Below are 23,878 nucleotides of genomic sequence, written 5' to 3' on the forward strand. Positions count from 1 at the left end.
AATGTCCAGTAAAGCGCATACCTATTTGATGATGCGCACCTATTGATTAATTTCACGTTGGATGATGTGATGACAGAGAATATGTCCGAGGTTTTAGTATGAGTAAATATTGGAGTGATGTTGTTCATAAGCTCACCCCTTATGTGCCAGGCGAGCAACCAAAAATTAATAATTTGGTAAAGCTAAATACCAATGAAAATCCTTATGGGCCAAGTCCAAAAGTGATTGAAGCCTTGAAGTTAGAAGCTGCAGAAACATTGCGCTTATATCCAGATCCAAATTCTGATGCGTTAAGAGCGGCAATTGCTAAGGTACACCATTTGGATAGTAGCCAAGTGTTTGTAGGTAACGGTTCTGACGAGGTGTTGGCGCATGTGTTTCAAGCGCTGTTAAAGCATGACCAGCCATTGTTGTTTCCTGATATCACTTATAGCTTTTACCCTGTGTATTGTGGGTTATATGGCATTCATTATGAAACGATTCCGTTAGCAGAAGATTTTAGCATTCGCGTAGAAGATTATAAAAAGCCCAATGGCGGCATTATCTTCCCTAACCCTAATGCACCAACAGGGATGCCACTTGCGTTGGCCAAAATTAAATGGATACTGCAAAACAATACTGAATCAGTAGTGGTCATTGATGAAGCCTACGTGGATTTTGGCACAGAGTCCGCGGTAAGCCTGATTAACCAATATCCCAACCTACTAGTTACACATACTTTATCTAAGGCGCGCTCTTTGGCTGGCCTGCGTGTCGGCTATGCATTAGGCTCGGCAACGCTGATTGAAGCGTTGGTGCGCGTTAAAGACAGCTTCAACTCTTACCCGATTGATCGCTTTGCTTCTGCCGGGGCAGTGGCAGCAATGCAGGATGTAGATTATTTTGAAGCAACCTGCCAAAAAGTGATTGCAACGCGCGAGGCGTTGGTTGCTAACATGCTTGCGCTAGATTTTGAAGTGTTGCCATCTGGCGCTAACTTTATATTTGCAAAACATAAAGTGCGTGATGGTGCCGAGTTAAGTGCAAAGCTGCGTGAGCACGGCATTATTGTGCGACATTTTAAGTCGCCTGACCGCATTGCACCTTATCTGCGTATTACAATCGGTACAGATGAGCAGTCTGCGTTGCTACTTCAAGCATTAAAAGCTGTGTTAAGTTAATTACGTCTTTTACTGGAATCTGGCAAAAATTACCAAAAGTATCGCTGTAAATCAGTGTTATTACGGATATTTTCTGAACTATTTAGGACGTTCAAACTTTTTATATAGATAAAACATGCAAATTAAGCATGAAAAGTTTGAATTTTCACACGAAGTGCGGTTATGATAGCGAAATGTGCGTTTTGTGCACAATATAATAATTATTTTCAATCTGTATTTTTAACCTAGGTAAGTCATTATTTTGATTTATTATTAGTTGGAGGATGTATCGTGGCACAAACCCAAATGGCATTAGACTCATTAGATTTCGACGCAACAGTTGCTTTAGCAGCTAAAGTTGCCCCACACGTGGATATTTTAGAAATTGGTACACCATGCATTAAGCATAACGGTATCAAATTGCTTCAAACACTACGTGCTAAGTTCCCAAACAACAAAATCTTAGTTGACTTGAAAACAATGGATGCTGGTTTCTACGAAGCTGAGCCATTTTACAAAGCAGGTGCTGACATTTGTACAGTATTGGGTACTTCTGACATCGGTACAATCAAAGGCGTGATCGACGTTGCTAACAAATACGGTAAAAAAGCTCAAGTTGACTTGATCAACGTTGCTGATAAAAAAGCACGTACACAAGAAGTTGCAAAATTAGGCGCGCACATCATTGGCGTGCACACTGGTTTAGATCAACAAGCTGCTGGTCAAACACCATTTGGTGACTTGGCTTTGGTTGCTGGCTTGAACTTAGGTCTTGAAATTTCAGTTGCTGGTGGTGTTAAAGCTGCTACTACTGCACAAGTACGTGACGCTGGCGCAACTATCATTGTTGCTGGTGCTGCAATCTACGGCGCTGCTGACCCAGCTGCTGCTGCTGCAGAAATCACTGCAATCGCTCATGGCGGTTCAACAGGTGGTTTGTTCGGCTGGATCAAAAAATTATTTAGTTAATATCTGATAATATCTAAGTAGTTAAATGAAAAACCCCAGTCTTAAAACTGGGGTTTTTTTACTTTAGATTTAAATTCATCATGTAGCTATGTGTTACAACCTTTTAATGGGTTAAAATGCAGGCTGATAACATAAAACATTAGACTTATGCGTAACGCTAAAATTACTAGGAATACTTTAGAAACCCAAATTACGGTGAGCATCAACCTAGATGGCACCGGTGTTTCTCAATTTAACACTGGCTTAGGCTTCTTGGATCATATGCTAGACCAAATTGCGCGTCATGGCATGATGGATATTGAAGTTAACGCTAAGGGCGATTTGCACATTGATGCACATCACACGGTTGAGGATATTGGCATTACGCTTGGACAAGCGTTTGCACAGGCAGTTGGTGATAAAAAAGGCATTCGCCGTTACGGTCACGCCTATGTGCCATTGGATGAAGCGCTATCAAGAGTCGTGCTAGATATTTCTGGGCGTCCAGGATTAGAGTTTGGCTGTACCTTTACCCGTGCAGCTATTGGTAGTTTTGATGTGGATTTGGTACATGAGTTTTTTCAGGGCTTTGTGAATCATGCCAATGTTACTTTGCATATTGATAACTTAAAAGGTCATAATGCTCACCATCAAGCTGAAACCATATTTAAAGCCTTTGGGCGCGCACTGCGTATGGCCGTAGAGTTGGATGCACGTATGGCGGGGATTATGCCGTCAACAAAAGGTAGTTTGTAGCCTGAGCACATCTTCGAGAAATGATCTTAGGCAGCATTAAAATATGAGTACAATTGATATTGCAGTAGTTGATTATGGCATGGGTAACTTGCGCTCAGTGTCAAAAGCATTGGAACATGTCGCGCCGACTAAAAACGTAGTTGTGACCAGTAGTCCTCATGATGTTGCAAACGCGTCACGTGTTGTATTCCCCGGCCAGGGCGCGATGCCAGATTGCATCAGAGAGCTAGATGCAAGAGGTTTGCGTGCAGCAGTATTGGATGCAGCTCAAAACAAACCGTTTTTGGGTATTTGTATTGGTCTTCAGATGTTATTTGAGCACTCGGAGGAGGGTGATGCCGCTGGCCTAGGTTTGTTTAAGGGTAGCGTGAAAAGATTTGCCACTGAAAACATGATTGATGCCCAAGGTGAAAAGCTGAAGGTGCCTCACATGGGTTGGAATCAGGTGTATCAAAGCCATCATGCGGTGCCAAAAACCCACCCACTCTGGCATGGTATTGAAGATGGTGCAAGGTTCTATTACGTGCATAGTTATTATGTGCAACCTGAAGATGAAAGTATCGTCGAGGGATTTACCCATTATCCAAAACAGTTTACTTGTGCTGTCGCTAAAGATAATTTATTTGCAGTGCAGTTTCACCCAGAGAAAAGTGCGAATGCAGGTTTGCAGTTGTTGAGTAATTTTGTCAACTGGGCACCTAAGTAAGTCGGTAGTAAGTCGGTCATAAATACATATAAACAGCTTTTCTTCTTTTTAACTTTTTCGTATATAAAAATTAATTTTCACTATGTTAATTATCCCAGCAATTGATTTAAAAGATGGTCACTGTGTCAGACTTAAACAAGGTTTGATGGAAGAATCAACCGTATTCTCAGAAGACCCTGGCGCGATGGCTAGGCATTGGGTTGATCTTGGCGGCAAGCGTTTGCACCTTGTAGATTTAAATGGCGCTTTTGCAGGTAAGCCTGTGAATGAAGGCGCGATTAAATCTATTGTCAGCGCTGTCGGTGGTGACATTCCAATCCAATTAGGTGGAGGCATTCGAGATTTAGATACCATTGAACGCTATTTGGATAGTGGTATTGATTATGTGATTATCGGTACTGCAGCAGTCAAAACACCAGGCTTCTTACATGAGGCTTGCTATGCTTTCCCTGGGCAGATTATGGTCGGTCTAGACGCTAAAGATGGAAAGGTGGCGATTGATGGCTGGTCTAAGTTGACTGGGCATGATGTCATTGACTTGGCAAAGAAGTTTGAAGACTACGGTGTAGAGTCTATTGTTTACACGGATATCGGCCGTGATGGTATGTTGACCGGTGTGAATATCGAAGCCACAGTAGCGTTGGCGCAGGCGTTGACAATCCCAGTGATTGCATCTGGCGGTGTGACTAATTTAGATGATGTTAAGAAACTGTGCGCAGTTGCTAATGAAGGTATTATTGGTACGATTACAGGCCGTGCGATTTATGAAGGCACCTTAGACTTTGCGGCAGCACAGAAGCTTGCCGACGAGTTAAGTGCATAAGGTTTAACTGATGGGATTAGCCAAACGTATTATTCCTTGCTTGGATGTCACTAATGGCCGAGTAGTTAAGGGCGTTAACTTTCTAGAGCTAAGAGACGCTGGTGATCCAGTGGAGATTGCTAGGCGTTATGATGAGCAGGGGGCTGATGAACTCACTTTCTTGGACATCACAGCAAGTTCTGATAACCGAGGCCTAATTCTGCATATCATTGAGGAAGTCGCAAGCCAGGTATTTATACCACTAACAGTAGGTGGCGGTGTACGCGAGGTTGAAGATGTGCGTCGTCTGCTTAATGCAGGTGCTGATAAAGTCAGTATCAATACAACGGCAGTACTTAATCCTAAGATTGTGCAAGATGCTGCTGCAAAATTTGGTTCGCAGTGTATTGTGGTAGCTATCGATGCTAAAAAGGTAGATAACCAGCCATTTGAGTGGGAAGTATTTACACATGGCGGCCGTAAAGCAACGGGTTTGGATGCGATTAAGTGGGCAGAGTATATGGTGAGCCTTGGCGCTGGAGAGTTGCTGGTCACGAGCATGGATCGAGATGGTACCAAGATAGGCTTTAATAATCCGTTGAATAGGGCCATTAGCAATGCAGTAGAAGTGCCAATTATCGCTTCAGGCGGTGTAGGTAATCTGCAACACCTAGTGGATGGGGTTAAAGAGGGCGGTGCTGATGCCGTGTTGGCTGCTAGTATTTTTCACTATGGTGAATATACGGTTAGGCAGGCAAAAGAATATATGGCCCAACATGGCATTGAAGTTAGGCTGTAATGGTCTCTAGCGATAGGGGCTAACAGTGCGCAGCTTTTACAGGCAGTGTTGCTAAGGTTGTAAGTTAAACAGAAGTTTCAATAGATAGGTTATCAGATGAGTTGGTTAGATGAAGTCACTTGGGATGCCAATGGTCTTGTTCCTGTTATCGCTCAAGAGTACGACACTGGACGTGTGTTGATGTTCGCATGGATGAACCGTGAAGCTTTGCAGTTGAGCAGCGAAACTAATCGAGCTGTCTATTGGTCAAGGTCACGTAATAGATTATGGCATAAAGGCGAAGAGTCTGGTCATGTTCAAAAAATACATGAAATTCGCTTGGATTGCGATGAAGATGTCATTTTGCTTAAAGTTGAGCAAATTGGCGGCATCGCCTGTCATACTGGACGACATAATTGCTTCTTTAAAGTCTTAAAAGAAGATGCATGGGTGGTAGATCAGCCCGTCATTAAAAACCCGGATGAAATATATAAGCATGAGTGATGATATGAATGATGTGTTAGCGCGACTTTCAGAGTTGTTGGAGCAGCGTAAATCTGCGGACCCTGCATCATCTTATGTGGCAAAGTTGTATGCTAAAGGCATGGACAGTATTCTTAAAAAAGTAGGTGAAGAAGCGACAGAGACTGTGATTGCTGCCAAAGGTGGGAATAAAGATGAGATTATCTATGAAACAGCCGATTTGTGGTTCCATACGATGATTATGCTTGCAAAGGCAGACTTGAAGCCACAGGATGTTTTATTGGAGCTGGCTAGGCGCGAAGGTTTGTCAGGGATTGACGAAAAAGCTAGTCGCAACAAAGTTGATTAATTCGGCTTATTCAAGAGATAGTTTAAGTTTAATACTTCTTAGGTTAATCTAAAGTGCAAAATTGGAAGAATAAAAATGAGTGCTGATTGTATTTTCTGTAAGATTGTTCAGGGCGATATTCCTTCAAAGAAAATCTATGAAGATGACGATGTGATTGCTTTTCATGACATACATCCTATTACTAAAGTACATTTTTTACTTGTACCTAAACAGCATGTTGAAAGTTTGATAAGTTGTGGCTCGCAACATCAGGCATTATTGGGTAAGATGTTATTGCTAGCGCCTGAATTAGCCAAGCAACAAGGATTAACTGGCTTTCGCACCATGATTAACACTGGGCGTGAGGGTGGTCAGGAAGTGTTTCATATGCACATGCATGTGTTTGGTGGTGGCAATACGCTACCTAAAACATAGTTTAAACATATTTATTGAGGAGATTTACAATGGGAATCGGAGCTTGGTGGCATTGGTTGGTAGTTTTACTCATTGTGGTACTCGTATTTGGGACAAAAAAACTTCGTAATATTGGTGGAGATGTTGGCGGCGCAGTAAAAAACTTTAAAGACGCTGTGAATGATGGTAAAAACGCTACTGCTGATACATCTGAACCAGTGCAAGTCGCCAATGATTCAGTATTAATTGAGGGCTCGTCTGTTGAGGTTCCTGCGTCGAAGCCGGCACCTAAAAAAAGAGCAGCAGCAAAGCCAGCAGCTAGCAAGTCTGCTGCAACTAAGGCTAAGTCTACAACTGCAAAAAAAGCACCAGCGAAAGCCAAAGCTAGTACTACCGCCAAATAGCAGTATTGAATGTTGAGCTGCAGTACATCATTGGTGATAGGGTACGGACAAAATGTTTGATATTGCATTTTCTGAATTGGTTGTGATTGCGATAGTTGCACTTATCGTCATTGGTCCTGAAAAGTTGCCCAAAGTGGCACGCACCATTGGGACAGTGGTAGGGCGTATGCAGCGATATATGGCACAGATTAAAGATGAAGTGAATCGTGAGTCACGGTTTGCTGAACTGCAAAAACTACAGCAAGAAATTCAGCAGGCAACAGATAATGCGCAGGCAGGATTGCAAAGTGGGGTGGATTATTTGACTGATGCCGTTGAGCCAGCTAATCAGAATGCACTCAATGCAGGCGATGATGCTAAAGCCTCCAACATTAAGTCTCAAGAAACCCCTCCATCAGTTAAAGATTAGCCGCCGCTGTGACCCCTACAGAAAATTTCATCTCACATTTAATCGAGTTAAGAAACCGTTTACTGCGTATCGTAATAGGTTTTGTCGTTGTGTTTATTCTACTTTTCCCATTTGCAAATGAGATTTATGCACTACTTGCTGCGCCATTGTTAAGTGAGCTTCCTGCAGGTGGTCAGATGATTGCTACAGCTGTCACTACACCGTTTTTTGTGCCGATGAAGGTGGCGATGATGACAGCATTTGTGCTTTCATTGCCGCATACTTTATATCAAGTTTGGTCATTTGTAGCACCTGGCTTATATGCTCATGAAAAAAAATTCATGATTCCTATTATTGTTGCCAGTAGCTTTTTGTTTCTTGCCGGTATGACTTTTGCCTACTTTCTTGTATTTCCCGTGATATTTGGTTTTATCGTGGGTACCGCGCCTGCAGGTGTTGCGGTGATGACGGATATAGGTAATTACTTAGACTTTGTTATTACACTATTCTTTGCGTTTGGCTTGGCATTTGAGGTGCCGATTGCTGTGGTGATGGCGGTGCGCTTTGGCTGGGTGTCAATAAATGCACTAAAAGAAGCAAGAGGTTATGTTGTTGTTGGCGCGTTTGTGATCGCGGCTGTAGTGACGCCGCCAGATGTTATTTCACAATTCATGCTTGCGGTACCGATGTGGTTGCTTTATGAGTTAGGCATCGTTGTGGCTAGGTTCACTTCAAATGAAAGTGAACCTAAAATCTTACCACCTGCTTAAACGATATCTAATCTAAGGTCGCCGTAGCCGGCTTAGGACGTTTGCCTATGACGATTGTAATGTTAACCGTAGCGCCAGCTCTAATAATTTCGACCGTTGCTTTTTGATTTGGTTTTAAAGCAGCGATCAAGTTAAGCATTGTTCCGCTGTCGGTGACGGCCTTGCCTTCAATGGCGGTCAATATGTCGCCTGCGCGTAATCCAGCTCTGTCTGCAGGACTATTTTTAAGTACGCCAGCAATTAAGGCGCCTTGCGCTTTGTTTAACCTAAAAGACTCCGCTAGTTCTGGTGTGATGTCTTGCGCTTCAATGCCAATCCATCCACGCGTGACATTGCCTTGGGCTGCAATTTGCTCCATTACTTGGCTAGCTAAAGTGGTGGGGATTGCAAAACCAATCCCCATAGAGCCACCACTGCGCGAGTAAATGGCGCTGTTGATACCAACAAGATTGCCTTCGGTATCAATTAATGCGCCACCTGAGTTGCCTGGGTTGATAGAGGCGTCTGTTTGTATGAAATTTTCATAAATGTTAATACCTAGGTGGCTGCGACCAAGCGCACTAACAATACCTTGTGTGACTGTTTGGCCAACACCAAATGGATTGCCAATCGCTAACACCACATCACCAACGTTTAATGAGTCTGAGCTGGCAAAAGTGATGGCAGGTAAATCATTGGCATCTACTTTGATGAGTGCCAAGTCAGTGTCTGGATCGGTGCCGACAACTGTGGCGGCCATTTTTCTGCCGTCAGATAAAGCCACTTCAATAGAATCTGCCGTGGCAATGACATGGTTGTTTGTTAGAATCAAACCTTGTGTGCTGACAATCACACCAGAGCCTAGGCTGTTTTCAGGTTGTGATGGAATTTCAAGTTCGTCTAGCTGGTCCCCAAAAAAGTGGCGGAATGCAGGGTCATCAAGAAAGTCTTGATGAGGGCTGGGGCGCTGCTTTTTACTGGTGAAGATATTCACAACCGCTGGCATGGCTTTCTTTGCTGCGTGGCTGTATGAGTGGGACGGTGAGGTGGCTGATGTAGGCTCTGCCTGTTTAACAACCATCACCGGCTCTCTGAAGTTAAGCAGATTGGGGTAAAAAATGCGTAAAGCAAATATTAAAGCCATGCATATGGTGGCTGCTTGCGCAAAAATTAGCCATAATCTTTTATGTAGCGAGTTGTTCATTTTTTAATTCTTAGTATGGTAATTAATCAAATTTAATCAAGATTACTTTGTATCTGAATACATATCACGTATTGGTTTTTGATATAGGGTCAACAATCTAAAAAATCAATAGCCTAACATTTTAAAGGTCTGAAGCTTATGGTAAAAATCAATGAGTTAACGCATTATACCCAACAACTGATGCAAGTAGAGCGTTTCAAAGATTACTGCCCAAATGGCTTGCAGGTAGAGGGGCGCATTACGATTGGTAAGATTGTCACTGGCGTGACTGCCAGTATGGCGCTATTGGAAGCCGCACATAAAGCCGGCGCTGATTTGGTGTTGGTGCATCATGGCTATTTCTGGAAAAATGAAGCGCCTGTGGTTGTCGGTATTAAACAGAGGCGCATTAAATTCTTGTTGGCACATGATATTAATTTAATGGCATACCACTTGCCGTTGGATGCGCATGGGGAGTTTGGCAATAATGTGCAGCTTGGTAAGTTGTTGGGATTCAATACGCAAAGTTATGTGGGGGTTGATAATTTGATTGCCTCTACTGAGCTTGAAGATGAGTTGCCCTTGTCAGAAGTCGTTTTGTTGATAGAGCGCAGTTTGCGTCGTAATGTAATGGTGATTGGAGACCCAGCGAGAGCAGTTAAAAAAATAGCTTGGTGCACTGGCGCTGCGCAGGGTTATATAGATCAGGCGATAGAGCTGGGTGTGGATCTATTTATTAGTGGGGAAATTTCAGAACAAACCACGCATCAATCCCTTGAATCTGGTGTTGCCTATATTGCGGCTGGTCATCATGCAACTGAGCGTTATGGGGTGCAAGCATTGGGAAATCATTTGGCGGAAAAATTTAACTTAGAACATGAGTTTATAGATATTCACAATCCGGTTTAATCGTTTTGTTTCAGTAACTTAATAAATAAAGCTTTAATTAATAGTCAAAAAATTGTATAATCTGGCGCCTAAACATGAAGCCTCGCCTACATTTTATTGCTTTGGCTGTAATTTAAGTGCACAGGTCGTTTTCTAGCGAGAAAGCGGTCGTACACGCTTAATGTTAAGTGTTTTAGTAAAGTTGACGTTGTTGCCTCGTGTGGGCGCAGCGTCTATATCCAGTCAATCCTTTCGAGCAAGAGGAAAACATGTCAGACAATCAAAATGACAATCAGCAGGCTGACTCGCAAACGCGCGAGTGTTCTCAAGTAGATTTAGATAAGCGTAACTTTTTAATAGCCACTTCTGCAGTGGGCGCATTAGGTTGTGCTGCAGTGGCAGTGCCTTTCGTAAAAAGCATGACGCCAAGTGAGCGTGCAAAGGCCGCTGGTGCACCGGTAGAGGTGGATATCAGTAAGATTGAACCAGGCACGATGATGACCGCAGAGTGGCGCGGTAAACCAGTGTGGATTATTAATCGTACAAATGAAATGACTGATGAGTTGGCAAAGCACAATGATCAGCTTTCTGATCCTGCTTGTGATGTAACTTCGCAACAGCCTGAATACTGTAAAAATGCTAGTCGCTCAATTAAACCAAATCTTGCGGTTATCGTTGGTATCTGTACGCACTTAGGTTGTTCGCCTTCTGCGAAATTAGAAAAAGATGGTGACATGGGACCAACATGGACTGGCGGCTTCTTCTGTCCTTGCCATGGTTCTAAGTTTGACCTGGCTGGTCGCGTATTTAAGGGCTCTCCTGCGCCTATCAATTTGGTAGTGCCGCCACATAAATATTTGAGTGAGAATCTACTTCTGATTGGTGTTGATACTGAAGAGAAAGCATAATCATGACTGATAAAAATAAATCAGCGCTATCAAGCGCTCTAAATGACGGTTTAAATTGGGTGGACGCGCGCTTTCCATTGACTAGCAATGTTAAGGCGCATTTAACCGAGTATTACGCACCTAAAAACTTCAACTTCTGGTACTTTTTCGGTTCTTTGGCGTTGTTGGTTTTGGTGTTGCAAATTTTGACTGGTATTTTCCTGACCATGCATTACAAGCCAGATGCGGATTTAGCATTCGGGTCTGTTGAATACATCATGCGCGATGTGCCATGGGGTTGGTTGATTCGCTATATGCATTCGACCGGTGCTTCAATGTTTTTTGTTGTGGTTTATCTGCACATGTTCCGCGGTATTATTTACGGTTCGTATCGCAATCCACGCGAATTAATTTGGTTGTTCGGTGTTGCTATATTCTTAGTGTTAATGGGTGAGGCATTCTTTGGTTACCTATTGCCATGGGGTCAGATGTCTTACTGGGGTGCGCAAGTGATTGTTAACTTGTTCTCAGCGATTCCATTTATTGGCCCAGACGTTTCAGAGTGGTTGCGTGGTGACTACTTGGTATCTGATGCAACCTTGAATCGTTTCTTTGCGTTCCACGTAATTGCCTTACCGTTTGTGTTGGTTGGTCTGGTTGTTGCTCACTTGATTGCTTTGCATGAGGTGGGCTCAAACAATCCTGATGGTATTGAGATTAAAAAACTGAAAGATAAGAAAACAGGATTTCCGTTAGATGGTATTCCATTCCATCCTTACTACACAGTGAAGGATTTGGTTGGTGTGTCTATGTTCCTGATTGTGTTCTCAGCCATTATTTTCTTTGCACCTGAGATGGGCGGTTATTTCCTTGAGGCAAATAACTTTGTGCCAGCTGATCCACTTAAAACGCCAGCACACATTGCGCCAGTTTGGTACTTCACACCATATTACTCAATCTTGCGTGCGGTTCCGCCAATTTTGAACTCACAATTCCCGGGTGTTGCAGCAATGGGCTTGTCTGTGGTGGCTTTTGCTTTCTTACCTTGGTTGGATAAGAGTCCAGTGAAGTCGATTCGTTATCGCGGGTTGTTGTATAAGCAATGGTTAGTGGCATTTGTTATCAGTTTCTTGGTGCTAGGGTATCTTGGTACTGTGCCATCAAATATTTGGGGTCAGTTCGGTGCTTGGATGGGGGGTGCTGATCGCGCTACAGTAGTTGCACGCGTCTTTACAGTGGTTTACTTCTTGTTCTTTGCGTTAATGCCTTGGTATACGAAAAAAGACAAGACTAAACCGGTGCCAGAAAGAATAACAGGATAATAACCATGAAAAAATTATTGTTAACTTTGTTGATGATGCCTTTCCTTGCGATGCCTTTGGCAGTAAATGCAAGTGAAAGTATTAGTTTGGATAAAGCACCAATTGATGCCACTGATCATGAGTCGTTGCAACGTGGTGCGCGTACTTTCGTTAACTATTGCTTAAATTGCCATAGCGCTAACTACATGCGCTATAACAGATTGTTGGAGATTGGTTTAACTGAAAAACAGATCAAAGATAATTTGTTGCTAGCTGGTGAAAAGATTGGTGACACGATGAAGGTTGCCATCAATAAGAAGGATGCGGCGAAGTGGTTTGGTGCTGCACCGCCTGACTTGTCAGTGGAAGTGCGCGCTCGTGGTGCGGACTGGGTCTATACCTATATGCGCGGATTCTACCGTGATAGCTCTAGAGCAACGGGTTGGAATAACACGGTGTTTGATAAGGTTGGTATGCCTCATGTGCTTTATGAGTTGCAGGGCGAGCAAGAGTTGAATCATGAAACTCATGCGCTGAAGCTGGTTAAACCTGGCAAGTTGTCAGTAGAAGAATACGATGTTTTGGTGGGTGATTTAACAAACTTTATGGCTTATATGGCTGAACCAGCAAAGCATCAAAGAAACCAACTTGGTTGGTTTGTCTTGCTATTTTTGGGTGTGTTGTTAGTACTAACATATAAACTCAAAAAAGCTTACTGGAAGGAAATACATTAAATTATGATGACTTTATACTCGGGGACAACAGATCCCTATAGCCACCGCTGCCGTATTGTACTATTTGAAAAAGGCATGGATTTTCAGGTGATTGATGTCGATTTGGCAAATAAACCAGAAGATTTAGCGGTGATTAATCCATATAATCATGTGCCTGTATTGGTTGAGCGTGATTTGGTGTTGTCAGAAGCTAATATTATCAATGAGTATATTGATGAGCGCTTTCCTCATCCTCAGTTGATGCCGCCAGATCCAGTGATGCGCGCACGTGCTAGATTGTTCTTATATAGCTTTGAGAAAGACTTGTTTAGCCATATCACTGATATCGAGTCTGATGACCAAGAAAAAGCGGATAAAGCGCGTGCTACCATACGTGATAACCTAACTCAGCTGGTGCCTATTTTTGCTAAGCAGAATTACCTGTTAGGTGACGATTACTCAATGCTCGATGTTGCGGTGACGCCGTTACTTTGGCGTCTAGGTCACTACGGTATTGAGTTGCCGAATCAAGCTGCGCCTATTTTAAAATATGCGGAGCGTTTATTCTCAAGACCATTGTATGCAGATGCAATGACACCTTCAGAAAAAGCAATGCGTAAGTAAGTTGTCTTGGTGGTGCTTAAATGGCGTTTAATTAGAGTTGTTAAAATTAAACGCCATTACTCTTTTAATGTGTAACTGAAGCTATCCTAATAGGTTCGTTAAATATGTCTGAATTAATTCCAACAAAACCATATATGTTACGTGCGCTTCATGAGTGGTGTATGGACAATAATTTAACGCCACATTTGATTGTTGCGGTGAATGCTCAAACGCGAGTGCCGATGGCATATGTGAAAGATGGTGAAATTGTTTTAAATGTTAATTACAGTGCAACAAAAGATTTGCACATGGATAATGATTCTGTGGTATTCTCTGCGCGCTTCGGTGGTGTGTCACAAAATATATATGTGCCAATGAGTGCTGTAAGAGGTATTTTTGCACGCGAAAATGGTCAAGGTATGTTTTTTGAGGCTGAATCAGAGCAAGAAGATGTAGAAATTTCAGCGGGTGTTGTTGAAGAAAATGCAAAACCCATTGAAAATAAAGAAGATTTAATAAAAAGTAAAAAACCTGTATTAAAAATCGTAAAATAACTTAACATTTTTCGAAAATTGCGTATAATACGCATCTCACGAAAACGCCGGGTTAGCTCAGTTGGTAGAGCAGCGCACTTGTAATGCGAAGGTCATCAGTTCGATTCCGATACCCGGCACCAGAATTCTTAGCAAATTCCCTTTTATACATTTGACAGCAAGTCAAATTTTCAGCATAATCGCGGGTTCGGTGAGGAGGGGTGGCCGAGTGGTTAAAGGCGACGGACTGTAAATCCGTTCTCTCAGAGTACGAAGGTTCGAATCCTTCCCCCTCCACCAGTTTGTAAAACATATAGTAAGTTGCGGTAATTTGAGCTTGTTGGCGTTAGTAACATGTACGCGGGTGTAGCTCAGTTGGTAGAGCACTTGCCTTCCAAGCAAGATGTCGCGAGTTCGAACCTCGTCGCCCGCTCCATCAGTTGGCTGTCGCGGATTGAAGCGCCCATGTGGCTCAGTGGTAGAGCACTCCCTTGGTAAGGGAGAGGTCGCGGGTCCGATTCCCGCCATGGGCACCATAAAGCTTGTGTGCTAATTGATGGCAAGTTGCTGTGGCGGTTAGAAGTTGTTAATAAAGTGTGCTTGATGATACGTAGCCGTTTGGTGAAATGTTGGGCATGATGATTTGAACAAGTTTTATTAATTCTAATAAAACTTATGGTTAATAAAATATTGTAAAGGACTGAAGCAATGGCAAAAGGTAAATTTGAGCGGACCAAGCCGCACGTTAACGTAGGCACGATTGGCCACGTTGACCATGGTAAGACAACACTAACAGCAGCGATCACCACTGTATTGACAAAGAAATACGGCGGCGAAGCAAAAGCGTACGACCAAATTGACGCAGCACCAGAAGAAAAAGCACGTGGTATTACTATTAATACTGCACACGTTGAGTACGAGACAGCATCACGTCACTACGCGCACGTAGACTGCCCAGGCCATGCTGACTATGTTAAAAACATGATTACCGGTGCAGCACAAATGGACGGCGCGATCCTAGTATGTTCAGCAGCTGACGGTCCTATGCCACAAACACGTGAGCACATCCTGTTAGCACGTCAAGTTGGCGTACCATACATCGTCGTATTCCTAAACAAAGCAGACATGGTAGATGATCCTGAATTGTTAGAGTTAGTTGAAATGGAAGTGCGTGATCTATTAAGCAAATACGACTTCCCAGGCGACGACACACCAATCATCAAAGGCTCAGCAAAACTAGCCCTTGAAGGTGACCAATCAGAAATCGGCGAGCCAGCAATCTTCCGCTTAGCAGAAGCATTAGACAGCTACATTCCAATGCCAGAGCGCGCAATCGACGGCACATTCCTAATGCCAGTAGAAGATGTATTCTCTATCTCAGGCCGTGGTACTGTAGTAACTGGTCGTATCGAGCGCGGTATTGTTAAAGTGGGTGACGAGATCGAAATCGTAGGTATCAAAGACACACTAAAAACAACATGTACAGGCGTTGAAATGTTCCGCAAACTGCTAGACCAAGGTCAAGCAGGCGACAACGTAGGCGTATTGCTACGTGGTACAAAACGTGAAGAAGTGGAACGTGGTCAAGTATTGTCAAAAGCTGGCTCTATCAAACCACACACCAAATTCACAGCAGAAATCTACGTGTTAGGTAAAGATGAAGGTGGTCGTCACACACCATTCTTTCAAGGTTACCGTCCACAATTCTACTTCCGTACTACAGACGTAACTGGTGCAGTTGAATTGCCAGAAGGTACAGAAATGGTGATGCCAGGCGACAACGTATCAATCACTGTTACATTGATTGCCCCAATCGCGATGGAAGAAGGCTTACGCTTCGCTATTCGTGAAGGTGGTCGTACTGTTGGTGCTGGTGTTGTAGCTAAGATTATCGAGTAAGATAGTTTAGTCTAAGAGCTGTGCAAACAACCCTGCGCAGTTCTTATTGAAAAGTTTTAAGTACAGGCCAATAGCTCAATTGGTAGAGTATCGGTCTCCAAAACCGAGGGTTGGGGGTTCGAGACCCTCTTGGCCTGCCAAATTTATAGTATGGATTTATTAATCTGCCGAATAACTAGAAATATTCATATTTCTAGTTATTCGCGTTAGTAAGACCTGAAGTTATTTTAGTCACCATTAAGTAAGTTCTTAAATTAAGACAATTATGCTCAATAAAATTAAGTTGCTATTGGCTATTCTGTTGCTAGTAGCAGGGATTGCCGGTTTTTACCTTTTAGCAGATAAGCCTACAGTAGTGCGTATATTGGCTGTGCTTGCTGGTTTGGCGGCTTCTGTTGCTGTGCTTTGGACTACACCTATCGGACAACAATCTTTCAGCTTTATTGGTGAAGCAGTTGCTGAGTCACGTAAAGTGGTTTGGCCTACACGTAAAGAAACAATACAAACTACATTGGTAGTCTTTGCATTGGTGGTTGTAATGGCTGCATTTCTGGCGGTAGTTGATATCGGATTTGCTTTTATGGTTAAGTGGTTACTAGGACGGGGCGCGTAATGAGTATGAAATGGTACGCGGTGCAAGCTTTTTCAGGTTTTGAAAAATCAGTGCAAAAAGGTATTGAAGAGCGCGTTGTGCGTTCAGGTCTGCAAGATCAGTTTGGTCAAATTTTAGTCCCTATCGAAGAGGTGATTGAGATGAAGGCTGGCCAAAAGACTATCTCTGAGCGCAAGCTTTACCCGGGCTATGTGTTGGTTCAGATGAATATGACAGATGACACTTGGCACTTGGTGAAAAGTACTCCACGTGTAACTGCGTTTATTGGTGGCAGTGCGCAAAAGCCAACACCAATTAAAGATAAAGAAGTCGATATCATCTTGCAACGTATTGATGATAGTAAAAGTAATCCTACACAAAAACTCACCTTTGAAAAAGGCGAGTCAGTTCGTATTACTGATGGTCCGTTTAAAGACTTTTCTGGCAATGTTGAGGAAATTAACTACGAGAAAAGCAAGTTGCGTGTTTCTGTGGTTATTTTTGGTCGTTCTACACCAGTTGAGTTGGAATTCAGTCAGGTAGAAAAAGAAGTTTAGTAGTAAGTAGTTGTTTTTATTAACGGGGAGCTTTGATTTAGTTTGAGGCGTTAGTACCCATATTAGGAGTAATAGCATGGCAAAGAAAGTTATTGGCTATATCAAGCTGCAGATTCCTGCAGGTAAAGCTAATCCAAGTCCACCAGTAGGTCCAGCATTGGGTCAACGTGGTTTGAATATCATGGAATTCTGTAAAGCGTTTAACGCTGCAACACAAGGTGTTGAGCCAGGATTGCCAATCCCAGTAGTGATTACAGCGTTTGCTGATAAGAGCTTCACCTTCGTGATGAAATCTCCTCCAGCAACTATTTTGATTAAAAAAGCAGCTGGTATTACTAAAGGTTCACCACGTCCACATACTGATAAAGTTGGCAAAATCACTCGTGCGCAAGCTGAAGATATTGTGAAAACTAAACAAGCTGACTTGTCTGCTGCTGATATGGATGCTGCAGTTCGCACTATCGCTGGTAGCGCACGTAGTATGGGTATTGAAGTGGAGGGTGTATAACATGGCTAAAAGAATTAACGCACTACGCGCAAAAGTAGACCGTAACAAGTTGTACCCTGTAACTGAAGGTTTAACTTTAGTTAAAGAAAACGCAACTGCAAAATTTAACGAATCTGTAGATGCAGTGATCAATTTAGGTATTGATGCACGTAAATCTGACCAATTAGTACGTGGTGCTATCGTGTTGCCTAACGGTACAGGTAAAACAACGCGTGTTGCTGTGTTTGCACAAGGTGCACAAGCTGAGGCGGCTAAAGCTGCTGGCGCAGACATCGTTGGTTTCGAAGATTTGGCTGAGCAAGTTAAAGCTGGCGTAATGGACTTTGACGTTGTGATCGCTACCCCTGATGCAATGCGTATCGTTGGTGCTTTAGGTCAAGTATTAGGCCCACGTGGTTTGATGCCAAACCCAAAAGTGGGTACTGTGACGCCTGATGCAGCTACTGCAGTAAAAAATGCTAAAGCAGGTCAAGTGCAATACCGTACAGACAAAGGCGGTATCGTTCATTGCACAATCGGTCGTGCATCTTTCACAGTTGAGCAATTGCAAGGTAACTTGGCAGCGTTGGTTGATGCTTTGAATAAAGCTAAACCAGCAGCAAGTAAAGGTGTTTACCTGAAAAAATTATCTGTATCTAGTACGATGGGTGCAGGTGTACGTGTTGATCAAGCAAGTTTGGTTGCTTAATTAGAATAATGAGTGGGGTAAGTTTAACCTCACTCATATAGTGCTTTGGGCTCATTGTCGGCATAACTAAGGTTATGCAGATATGAGGTTATCAAAGACCGTAGGTGTCGTTCCGATTTAATGTGATATTTATGCAGGTCTTAAAACTTTGGTTTTAAAGGTTGTAATAAATATCATGCCTACGCAGATGGCGCATCCCTAAAACAGGTTAATTCCTGATAAAAGGTCGCCGTAAAAGTGGTTTTTATAATATTAATTATAAGAGCTGATTCTGCTTTAGAAATAAAGCGGAGATTTTAACGGAAGGAGAAAGACCTTGAGTCTAAATCTTACAGAGAAAAAAGCGGTTGTTGCTGAAGTAAGTGCACAAGTTGCACAAGCACAAGCGATTGTTCTTGCTGAATACCGTGGTATGGGCGTAGCCAATATGACGGTTTTGCGTGCAGATGCCAGAAAATCAGGCGTGTACTTACGCGTGTTGAAAAACACGTTGGTACGTCGTGCGGTTGAAGGTACACCATTTGCAGCATTAGCAAACGAAATGGTTGGTCCGTTGGTGTTCGGCATTTCTGCTGATCCAGTAGCGGCAGCTAAAGTACTGAACAATTTTGCTAAAACTAACGACAAGTTCGTTATTAAAGCAGGTGCGGTGCCAAATCAATTGATGGATGTTGCTGGTGTTCAGGCGTTGGCATCTACATTAAGTCGTGAAGAGTTACTTGCTAAATTTGCACGTACGCTTAACGAAGTGCCTACTAAGTTCGCTCGTGCGATCGCGGCTATCCGTGACGCTAAAGAAGCAGCTTAATTCATCAGATCGCTTATTTAAAGCAACATTATTTTATTTTAGGAAATATTCAAATGGCAATTTCAAATGCAGATATTTTAGAAGCAGTTGGTTCAATGTCAGTTTTAGACTTGACAGCTTTTATTAAAGAAATCGAAGAAAAATTTGGCGTATCAGCTGCAGCAGTTGCAGTAGCGTCAGCAGCAGGTGGTGCAGCTCCAGCTGCAGCAGCTGAGCAAACTGAGTTCAACGTTGTGCTTTTAGGCGCAGGCGAACAAAAAGTTGCTGTAATTAAAGCAGTTCGTGAATTGACAGGTTTAGGCTTGAAAGAAGCTAAAGACTTAGTTGATGGCGCACCTAAAGCAATTAAAGAAGGCGTTTCAAAAGCTGATGCTGATGCAGCGTTGAAAAAATTGATCGAAGCTGGTGCAACTGGCGAAATCAAATAATACATCTTTAAGTGTATAAATTAGGCTGACGGGAGACCGTCAGCCTTCGCCATTTGTAATGGCATGTGATGTAACAAAATGTAATTTGTAGTGGCAATGCTGCAGTAAGCCTTCAGTTCAACAGTAACTGAGGTTAGAGGTGAAAATACTTACGTAATGGATGTAGTGCAAAAAAGTATTTTAATTTCTGCCCTCAAAATATCTAGGAGATGCAATGAGCTATTCCTTCACCGAAAAAAAACGCCTTCGTAAAAGTTTTGCCAAGCGAGAAAGCGTTCAAGAAATTCCCTATTTGCTGGCAATGCAATTAGAGTCATATGCTGCATTTTTGCAGTCTAATGTACCTGCTGATCAACGTACAGAATCAGGTCTGCAATCAACATTCAGTTCTGTTTTTCCTATCGTTAGTCACTCAGGTAACGCGCGTTTAGATTACGTGAGCTATCAACTTGGCGCTGAGCCATTTGACGTTAAAGAATGTCAACAACGTGGTTTAACCTATGCTGCGCCTTTGCGTGTGCGCGTACGTTTAACTATTATGGACAAAGAAGCTTCTAAACCTACGGTTAAAGAAGTGAAAGAACAAGAAGTGTACATGGGCGAATTGCCTTTGATGACTGAAAATGGTTCATTTGTAATTAACGGTACTGAGCGCGTAATCGTGTCTCAATTGCACCGTAGCCCAGGCGTGTTCTTTGAGCATGACCGTGGTAAAACACATAGCTCAGGTAAATTATTATTCTCAGCTCGTATTATTCCTTACCGTGGTTCATGGTTAGACTTTGAGTTTGATCCAAAAGATTACTTGTATTTCCGTATTGACCGTCGTCGCAAAATGCCGGTAACGATTTTGTTGAAGGCACTGGGTTACACGCCAGAGCAAATCATTTCAACATTCTATGATTTTGATACATTCCACATTGGTAAAACTGGTGTTGAATTTACAGTAGTACCTGAGCGTCTACGTGGTGAAGTGGCAAAATTTGATATCGTTGCTAAAGATGGTTCAGTCATTGTTGCTAAAGATAAGCGTATTACTGTTAAGCATATCCGTGATATGGAAAAAGCTGGCGTTAGCGAAATCGCAGTGCCACAAGACTTCATTCTTGGCCGTGCTTTAGCAAACACCATTGTTGATCAAGAAACTGGTGAAGTTGTTGCAAACGCAAACGACGAAATCACTGAGTCTTTATTAGACAAATTGATTGATGCCAACATCCGTACTGTAAGCACATTGTATTCAAACGATTTGGATCATGGTGACTACATTTCACAAACATTGCGTATTGATGAGATCCCTGACCAATATAGTGCACGCGTAGCTATCTACCGTATGATGCGTCCAGGCGAGCCACCAACTGAAGAATCGGTTGAAGCACTGTTCCAGGGTTTGTTCTTCAATGAAGACCGTTATGACTTATCACGCGTAGGTCGTATGAAATTTAACCGTCGTGCTTTCCCTGAAAAAGCGGAAGAACGCCAATCTAACTGGATTCGTAAGTTCTACGAAGCAGTGGGTGTTCAAGGTGACGAAGGTGCAAACATACTGTCTAATGATGACATCTTGGCAGTGATTGGTGTGTTGCTTGAGTTACGCAACGGTCGCGGCGAGATTGATGATATTGATCACTTAGGTAACCGTCGTATTCGTTCAGTGGGTGAGTTGGCAGAGAATCAATTCCGTACTGGTTTGGTTCGTGTTGAGCGCGCTGTTAAAGAACGTTTGTCACAAGCTGAATCTGACAACTTGATGCCGCATGATTTGATCAATGCGAAACCAGTTTCAAGTGCGATTCGTGAGTTCTTTGGCTCAAGCCAATTGTCACAATTTATGGACCAAACGAATCCGTTGTCTGAAATTACGAATAAACGCCGTATTTCAGCACTTGGCCCTGGTGGTTTGACACGTGAGCGTGCAGGTTTCGAAGTACGTGACGTACACTCAACGCACTATGGTCGTGTTTGTCCGATCGAAACACCAGAGGGTCCAAACATTGGTTTGATCAACTCTTTAGCTTTATATGCACGTACCAATGAATATGGTTTCTTAGAAACACCATACCGTCGTGTTGAGGCTAATAAAGTATCAGACACGATTGATTATCTGTCTGCGATTGAAGAGAGTCAGTACATGATCGCGCAAGCGAACACTGATTTAGATACTAAAAACTTATTTGTGGATGATTTGATTTCATCACGTCATCACAACGAGTTTACAATGACACAACCAGAGCGCGTTCAATATATGGACGTTGCGCCAGGTCAGATTGTTTCTGTGGCTGCATCATTGATTCCATTCTTGGAGCACGATGACGCGAACCGCGCATTGATGGGTGCAAACATGCAACGTCAAGCAGTGCCATGTCTACGTGCTGAAAAAGCCGTGGTAGGTACTGGTATTGAGCGTACAGTGGCAGTTGACTCTGGTACTGTAGTAACTGCACGCCGTGGTGGTTTGGTTGATTATGTGGATTCTGCACGTATTGTTATTCGTGTAAACGATGAAGAAGCGCAAGCTGGTGAAGTTGGTGTAGATATTTACAACTTAACTAAATATACGCGTTCTAACCAAAATACGAACATTAATCAACGTCCTTTAGTTAAAGTCGGTGATAAATTATCACGCGGTGATGTGATTGCCGATGGTGCGTCAACAGATATGGGTGAGTTAGCACTTGGCCAAAACATGTTGGTAGGCTTTATGCCTTGGAATGGTTATAACTACGAAGACTCGATCTTAATTTCTGAGCGCGTAGTGGCTGATGATCGTTACACATCTATTCATATTGAAGAGTTGTCAGTGGTTGCACGTGATACAAAGCTTGGTGCAGAAGAAATCACACAAGATATTTCAAACTTGAGTGAGCGCATGTTAGCGCGTCTGGATGAAGTAGGTATCATTCACATTGGCGCTGAAGTTGAAGCTGGTGACGTATTGGTTGGTAAAGTAACGCCTAAAGGCGAGACACAACTAACACCAGAAGAAAAATTGCTACGTGCGATTTTCGGTGAAAAAGCATCTGATGTTAAAGATACTTCATTACGCGTGCCTTCAGGCATGAGTGGTACAGTGATTGACGTGCAAGTGTTTACACGCGAAGGTATTGACCGTGATGCACGTGCACAACAAATTATTGATGACCAATTGGCACACTACAAGCAAGACTTGGCTGACCAAATGCGTATCGTGGAAGACGATGCATTCGGCCGTATCCGTCGCTTGATTGAAGGTAAAGTGGCTACTGGTGGTCCTAACAAGCTGAAAAAAGGCGAAGCGTTATCTGCTGAGTACTTAGAGTCTGTAGGCCGTTACGATTGGTTTGACATTCGCTTGTCAGACGAAGAAGCAGCGCGTCAGTTAGAGCAGTTGAAAGACAGCTTGTCACAAGCGCGTATTGAGTTTGATAATCGCTTTGAAGAGAAAAAACGTAAATTGACGCAAGGTGACGAATTGCCACCAGGCGTACAAAAAATGGTTAAGGTTTACTTGGCTGTTAAACGTCGTATCCAACCAGGCGATAAGATGGCGGGTCGTCACGGTAACAAGGGTGTGATCTCAAAAATCTGCCCAGTAGAAGATATGCCACACATGGCTGACGGTACACCATTGGATATCGTGTTGAACCCACTAGGCGTTCCTTCACGTATGAACATTGGTCAGATTTTGGAAGTGCACTTAGGTTGGGCTGCTAAAGGTTTAGGTTTACGTATAGAAGAAATGTTACGTGAAGAAACTAAAGTGGCTGATATCCGTAAGTTCTTGGAAAAAATCTATAACGACAGCACGGGTAAGCATGAAGATATTAAATCTTTCACCGATGTTGAGATTTTAGATTTAGCGCAAAATCTTAAACAAGGTGTGCCATTTGCAACGCCAGTGTTTGATGGCGCAGCTGAGTCTGATATTAGAGCGATGCTTGATTTGGCGTTCCCAGATGATGATGCACGTACTAAACAATTGCAGTTCCATGCAGGTAAAACACAGGTGACCTTGTTTGACGGCCGTACTGGCGACAGATTTGAGCGTCCTGTGACTGTAGGTTATATGCACGTGCTGAAATTACATCACTTGGTTGATGACAAGATGCATGCTCGTTCTACAGGTCCTTATTCATTGGTCACACAACAACCATTGGGCGGTAAAGCACAATTCGGTGGCCAGCGTTTTGGTGAGATGGAGGTTTGGGCGTTAGAAGCTTATGGTGCTTCATATACCTTGCAAGAAATGCTGACAGTGAAGTCTGATGACGTTACTGGCCGTACCAAAGTGTATGAAAACATCGTTAAAGGCGAACACAAAATTGATGCGGGTATGCCTGAGTCATTTAACGTGTTAGTGAAAGAAATTCGTTCACTCGCTATCGACATCGACCTAGACCGCAACTAATTCAGGAG

At 42.9% G+C, this 23,878-nt stretch carries 27 protein-coding genes and 5 tRNA genes; 31 read left to right on the top strand and 1 reads right to left on the bottom strand.

Going from position 1 to position 23,878, the window contains the following annotated elements:
• The first annotated feature begins 98 nt into the window (after nucleotides 1–98).
• The 12 genes from hisC (at nucleotide 99) to tatC (ending at nucleotide 7,916) form a co-directional block, all read left to right on the top strand.
• Nucleotides 99–1,160, top strand: coding sequence for a histidinol-phosphate transaminase (hisC, locus tag FG24_RS05655; RefSeq protein WP_036301880.1), 1,062 nt, complete (start codon nucleotides 99–101; stop codon nucleotides 1,158–1,160).
• A 270-nt stretch (nucleotides 1,161–1,430) separates the two neighbouring features.
• Nucleotides 1,431–2,108, top strand: coding sequence for a 3-hexulose-6-phosphate synthase (hxlA, locus tag FG24_RS05660; RefSeq protein WP_036301882.1), 678 nt, complete (start codon nucleotides 1,431–1,433; stop codon nucleotides 2,106–2,108).
• A gap of 147 nt (nucleotides 2,109–2,255) precedes the next feature.
• Nucleotides 2,256–2,843: an imidazoleglycerol-phosphate dehydratase HisB gene (gene hisB / locus FG24_RS05665; RefSeq protein ID WP_036301884.1), complete on the top strand. Its 588-nt coding sequence runs from the start codon at nucleotides 2,256–2,258 to the stop codon at nucleotides 2,841–2,843.
• A gap of 43 nt (nucleotides 2,844–2,886) precedes the next feature.
• A complete protein-coding gene (gene hisH, locus FG24_RS05670; protein WP_036301886.1) occupies nucleotides 2,887–3,549 on the top strand; it encodes an imidazole glycerol phosphate synthase subunit HisH in 663 nt (220 codons plus the stop codon).
• Between the two features lie 82 nt (nucleotides 3,550–3,631).
• Entirely contained in the window at nucleotides 3,632–4,372 is a 741-nt protein-coding gene (gene hisA / locus FG24_RS05675; RefSeq protein ID WP_036301888.1) for a 1-(5-phosphoribosyl)-5-[(5-phosphoribosylamino)methylideneamino]imidazole-4-carboxamide isomerase, read from the top strand.
• Between the two features lie 10 nt (nucleotides 4,373–4,382).
• Nucleotides 4,383–5,150, top strand: a complete 768-nt coding sequence (gene hisF / locus FG24_RS05680) for an imidazole glycerol phosphate synthase subunit HisF (RefSeq protein WP_036301890.1) — start codon at nucleotides 4,383–4,385, stop codon at nucleotides 5,148–5,150.
• Nucleotides 5,151–5,246: 96 nt separating this feature from the next.
• The gene (hisI, locus tag FG24_RS05685) at nucleotides 5,247–5,633 is read left to right on the top strand and encodes a phosphoribosyl-AMP cyclohydrolase (protein WP_036301892.1); all 387 of its coding nucleotides are present in this window, start codon (nucleotides 5,247–5,249) and stop codon (nucleotides 5,631–5,633) included.
• 4 nt (nucleotides 5,634–5,637) lie between these two features.
• Nucleotides 5,638–5,961 (top strand): phosphoribosyl-ATP diphosphatase, encoded by a 324-nt coding sequence (locus tag FG24_RS05690; RefSeq protein WP_036304009.1) that lies wholly within the window; start codon nucleotides 5,638–5,640, stop codon nucleotides 5,959–5,961.
• 75 nt (nucleotides 5,962–6,036) lie between these two features.
• Complete coding sequence (locus FG24_RS05695) at nucleotides 6,037–6,375, top strand: histidine triad nucleotide-binding protein (protein ID WP_036301894.1); 339 nt, start codon at nucleotides 6,037–6,039, stop codon at nucleotides 6,373–6,375.
• A gap of 29 nt (nucleotides 6,376–6,404) precedes the next feature.
• Entirely contained in the window at nucleotides 6,405–6,758 is a 354-nt protein-coding gene (gene tatA / locus FG24_RS05700) for a Sec-independent protein translocase subunit TatA (protein WP_036301896.1), read from the top strand.
• 52 nt (nucleotides 6,759–6,810) lie between these two features.
• Entirely contained in the window at nucleotides 6,811–7,167 is a 357-nt protein-coding gene (gene tatB, locus FG24_RS05705) for a Sec-independent protein translocase protein TatB (RefSeq protein WP_036301898.1), read from the top strand.
• 8 nt (nucleotides 7,168–7,175) lie between these two features.
• A complete protein-coding gene (tatC, locus tag FG24_RS05710; RefSeq protein ID WP_036301899.1) occupies nucleotides 7,176–7,916 on the top strand; it encodes a twin-arginine translocase subunit TatC in 741 nt (246 codons plus the stop codon).
• Nucleotides 7,917–7,923: 7 nt separating this feature from the next.
• Here tatC and FG24_RS05715 read toward each other — a convergent pair whose 3' ends face one another.
• A complete protein-coding gene (locus tag FG24_RS05715; protein WP_036301901.1) occupies nucleotides 7,924–9,099 on the bottom strand; it encodes a Do family serine endopeptidase in 1,176 nt (391 codons plus the stop codon).
• 138 nt (nucleotides 9,100–9,237) lie between these two features.
• On the opposite strand from FG24_RS05715, the gene FG24_RS05720 reads away from it, so the two are divergent.
• From FG24_RS05720 to rpoB, 19 genes are all read left to right on the top strand, one after another.
• Nucleotides 9,238–9,987 (top strand): Nif3-like dinuclear metal center hexameric protein, encoded by a 750-nt coding sequence (locus FG24_RS05720; protein ID WP_036301903.1) that lies wholly within the window; start codon nucleotides 9,238–9,240, stop codon nucleotides 9,985–9,987.
• 248 nt (nucleotides 9,988–10,235) lie between these two features.
• On the top strand, nucleotides 10,236–10,874 hold the full coding sequence (gene petA, locus FG24_RS05725; RefSeq protein WP_036301904.1) for a ubiquinol-cytochrome c reductase iron-sulfur subunit: 639 nt from the start codon (nucleotides 10,236–10,238) through the stop codon (nucleotides 10,872–10,874).
• A gap of 2 nt (nucleotides 10,875–10,876) precedes the next feature.
• On the top strand, nucleotides 10,877–12,175 hold the full coding sequence (locus FG24_RS05730) for a cytochrome b (RefSeq protein WP_036301907.1): 1,299 nt from the start codon (nucleotides 10,877–10,879) through the stop codon (nucleotides 12,173–12,175).
• A 5-nt stretch (nucleotides 12,176–12,180) separates the two neighbouring features.
• Nucleotides 12,181–12,888 carry a cytochrome c1 gene (locus FG24_RS05735; RefSeq protein ID WP_036301910.1) on the top strand — a complete coding sequence of 236 codons (708 nt, stop codon included), beginning with the start codon at nucleotides 12,181–12,183 and terminating at the stop codon, nucleotides 12,886–12,888.
• A gap of 3 nt (nucleotides 12,889–12,891) precedes the next feature.
• Nucleotides 12,892–13,491: a glutathione S-transferase N-terminal domain-containing protein gene (locus FG24_RS05740; RefSeq protein ID WP_036301912.1), complete on the top strand. Its 600-nt coding sequence runs from the start codon at nucleotides 12,892–12,894 to the stop codon at nucleotides 13,489–13,491.
• 104 nt (nucleotides 13,492–13,595) lie between these two features.
• Nucleotides 13,596–14,024 carry a ClpXP protease specificity-enhancing factor gene (locus FG24_RS05745; RefSeq protein ID WP_036301914.1) on the top strand — a complete coding sequence of 143 codons (429 nt, stop codon included), beginning with the start codon at nucleotides 13,596–13,598 and terminating at the stop codon, nucleotides 14,022–14,024.
• Between the two features lie 46 nt (nucleotides 14,025–14,070).
• A tRNA-Thr gene (locus tag FG24_RS05750) sits at nucleotides 14,071–14,146 on the top strand.
• 72 nt (nucleotides 14,147–14,218) lie between these two features.
• Nucleotides 14,219–14,303 (top strand) — tRNA-Tyr (locus FG24_RS05755).
• A gap of 60 nt (nucleotides 14,304–14,363) precedes the next feature.
• Nucleotides 14,364–14,439, top strand: a tRNA-Gly gene (locus FG24_RS05760).
• Between the two features lie 25 nt (nucleotides 14,440–14,464).
• Nucleotides 14,465–14,539 (top strand) — tRNA-Thr (locus FG24_RS05765).
• A gap of 172 nt (nucleotides 14,540–14,711) precedes the next feature.
• Nucleotides 14,712–15,902, top strand: coding sequence for an elongation factor Tu (tuf, locus tag FG24_RS05770; protein WP_036301916.1), 1,191 nt, complete (start codon nucleotides 14,712–14,714; stop codon nucleotides 15,900–15,902).
• Nucleotides 15,903–15,966: 64 nt separating this feature from the next.
• A tRNA-Trp gene (locus FG24_RS05775) sits at nucleotides 15,967–16,042 on the top strand.
• A gap of 125 nt (nucleotides 16,043–16,167) precedes the next feature.
• Nucleotides 16,168–16,515 (top strand): preprotein translocase subunit SecE, encoded by a 348-nt coding sequence (gene secE / locus FG24_RS05780; RefSeq protein WP_019899768.1) that lies wholly within the window; start codon nucleotides 16,168–16,170, stop codon nucleotides 16,513–16,515.
• A complete protein-coding gene (nusG, locus tag FG24_RS05785) occupies nucleotides 16,515–17,051 on the top strand; it encodes a transcription termination/antitermination protein NusG (RefSeq protein WP_019899767.1) in 537 nt (178 codons plus the stop codon). Before secE ends, nusG begins: the two co-directional genes overlap by 1 nt.
• Nucleotides 17,052–17,127: 76 nt before the next feature.
• Nucleotides 17,128–17,559, top strand: a complete 432-nt coding sequence (rplK, locus tag FG24_RS05790; RefSeq protein WP_015831286.1) for a 50S ribosomal protein L11 — start codon at nucleotides 17,128–17,130, stop codon at nucleotides 17,557–17,559.
• Between the two features lies 1 nt (nucleotide 17,560).
• Entirely contained in the window at nucleotides 17,561–18,247 is a 687-nt protein-coding gene (rplA, locus tag FG24_RS05795) for a 50S ribosomal protein L1 (RefSeq protein WP_019899766.1), read from the top strand.
• Between the two features lie 316 nt (nucleotides 18,248–18,563).
• A complete protein-coding gene (gene rplJ, locus FG24_RS05800; RefSeq protein ID WP_019899765.1) occupies nucleotides 18,564–19,055 on the top strand; it encodes a 50S ribosomal protein L10 in 492 nt (163 codons plus the stop codon).
• Nucleotides 19,056–19,108: 53 nt separating this feature from the next.
• Complete coding sequence (gene rplL, locus FG24_RS05805; RefSeq protein ID WP_019899764.1) at nucleotides 19,109–19,483, top strand: 50S ribosomal protein L7/L12; 375 nt, start codon at nucleotides 19,109–19,111, stop codon at nucleotides 19,481–19,483.
• A gap of 214 nt (nucleotides 19,484–19,697) precedes the next feature.
• Complete coding sequence (gene rpoB, locus FG24_RS05810; protein ID WP_036301919.1) at nucleotides 19,698–23,870, top strand: DNA-directed RNA polymerase subunit beta; 4,173 nt, start codon at nucleotides 19,698–19,700, stop codon at nucleotides 23,868–23,870.
• The last annotated feature ends 8 nt before the right edge of the window (nucleotides 23,871–23,878 follow it).

Origin of the sequence: Methylotenera sp. L2L1, from assembly GCF_000744605.1 — a bacterium.
Lineage (GTDB): Bacteria > Pseudomonadota > Gammaproteobacteria > Burkholderiales > Methylophilaceae > Methylotenera.

Coding starts and splice junctions, on each gene's coding strand:
- FG24_RS05745 (WP_036301914.1), top strand. CDS start 13,596: ATGTCTGAATTAATTCCAACAAAACCATATATGTTACGTGCGCTTCAT.
- FG24_RS05720 (WP_036301903.1), top strand. CDS start 9,238: ATGGTAAAAATCAATGAGTTAACGCATTATACCCAACAACTGATGCAA.
- FG24_RS05715 (WP_036301901.1), bottom strand. CDS start 9,099: ATGAACAACTCGCTACATAAAAGATTATGGCTAATTTTTGCGCAAGCA.
- rplA (WP_019899766.1), top strand. CDS start 17,561: ATGGCTAAAAGAATTAACGCACTACGCGCAAAAGTAGACCGTAACAAG.
- tatB (WP_036301898.1), top strand. CDS start 6,811: ATGTTTGATATTGCATTTTCTGAATTGGTTGTGATTGCGATAGTTGCA.
- FG24_RS05735 (WP_036301910.1), top strand. CDS start 12,181: ATGAAAAAATTATTGTTAACTTTGTTGATGATGCCTTTCCTTGCGATG.
- petA (WP_036301904.1), top strand. CDS start 10,236: ATGTCAGACAATCAAAATGACAATCAGCAGGCTGACTCGCAAACGCGC.
- hisH (WP_036301886.1), top strand. CDS start 2,887: ATGAGTACAATTGATATTGCAGTAGTTGATTATGGCATGGGTAACTTG.
- rpoB (WP_036301919.1), top strand. CDS start 19,698: ATGAGCTATTCCTTCACCGAAAAAAAACGCCTTCGTAAAAGTTTTGCC.
- hisC (WP_036301880.1), top strand. CDS start 99: ATGAGTAAATATTGGAGTGATGTTGTTCATAAGCTCACCCCTTATGTG.
- tatA (WP_036301896.1), top strand. CDS start 6,405: ATGGGAATCGGAGCTTGGTGGCATTGGTTGGTAGTTTTACTCATTGTG.
- hisA (WP_036301888.1), top strand. CDS start 3,632: ATGTTAATTATCCCAGCAATTGATTTAAAAGATGGTCACTGTGTCAGA.
- secE (WP_019899768.1), top strand. CDS start 16,168: ATGCTCAATAAAATTAAGTTGCTATTGGCTATTCTGTTGCTAGTAGCA.
- FG24_RS05730 (WP_036301907.1), top strand. CDS start 10,877: ATGACTGATAAAAATAAATCAGCGCTATCAAGCGCTCTAAATGACGGT.
- rplK (WP_015831286.1), top strand. CDS start 17,128: ATGGCAAAGAAAGTTATTGGCTATATCAAGCTGCAGATTCCTGCAGGT.
- tuf (WP_036301916.1), top strand. CDS start 14,712: ATGGCAAAAGGTAAATTTGAGCGGACCAAGCCGCACGTTAACGTAGGC.
- hisI (WP_036301892.1), top strand. CDS start 5,247: ATGAGTTGGTTAGATGAAGTCACTTGGGATGCCAATGGTCTTGTTCCT.
- rplL (WP_019899764.1), top strand. CDS start 19,109: ATGGCAATTTCAAATGCAGATATTTTAGAAGCAGTTGGTTCAATGTCA.
- nusG (WP_019899767.1), top strand. CDS start 16,515: ATGAGTATGAAATGGTACGCGGTGCAAGCTTTTTCAGGTTTTGAAAAA.
- FG24_RS05690 (WP_036304009.1), top strand. CDS start 5,638: ATGAATGATGTGTTAGCGCGACTTTCAGAGTTGTTGGAGCAGCGTAAA.
- FG24_RS05740 (WP_036301912.1), top strand. CDS start 12,892: ATGATGACTTTATACTCGGGGACAACAGATCCCTATAGCCACCGCTGC.
- hisB (WP_036301884.1), top strand. CDS start 2,256: ATGCGTAACGCTAAAATTACTAGGAATACTTTAGAAACCCAAATTACG.
- hisF (WP_036301890.1), top strand. CDS start 4,383: ATGGGATTAGCCAAACGTATTATTCCTTGCTTGGATGTCACTAATGGC.
- FG24_RS05695 (WP_036301894.1), top strand. CDS start 6,037: ATGAGTGCTGATTGTATTTTCTGTAAGATTGTTCAGGGCGATATTCCT.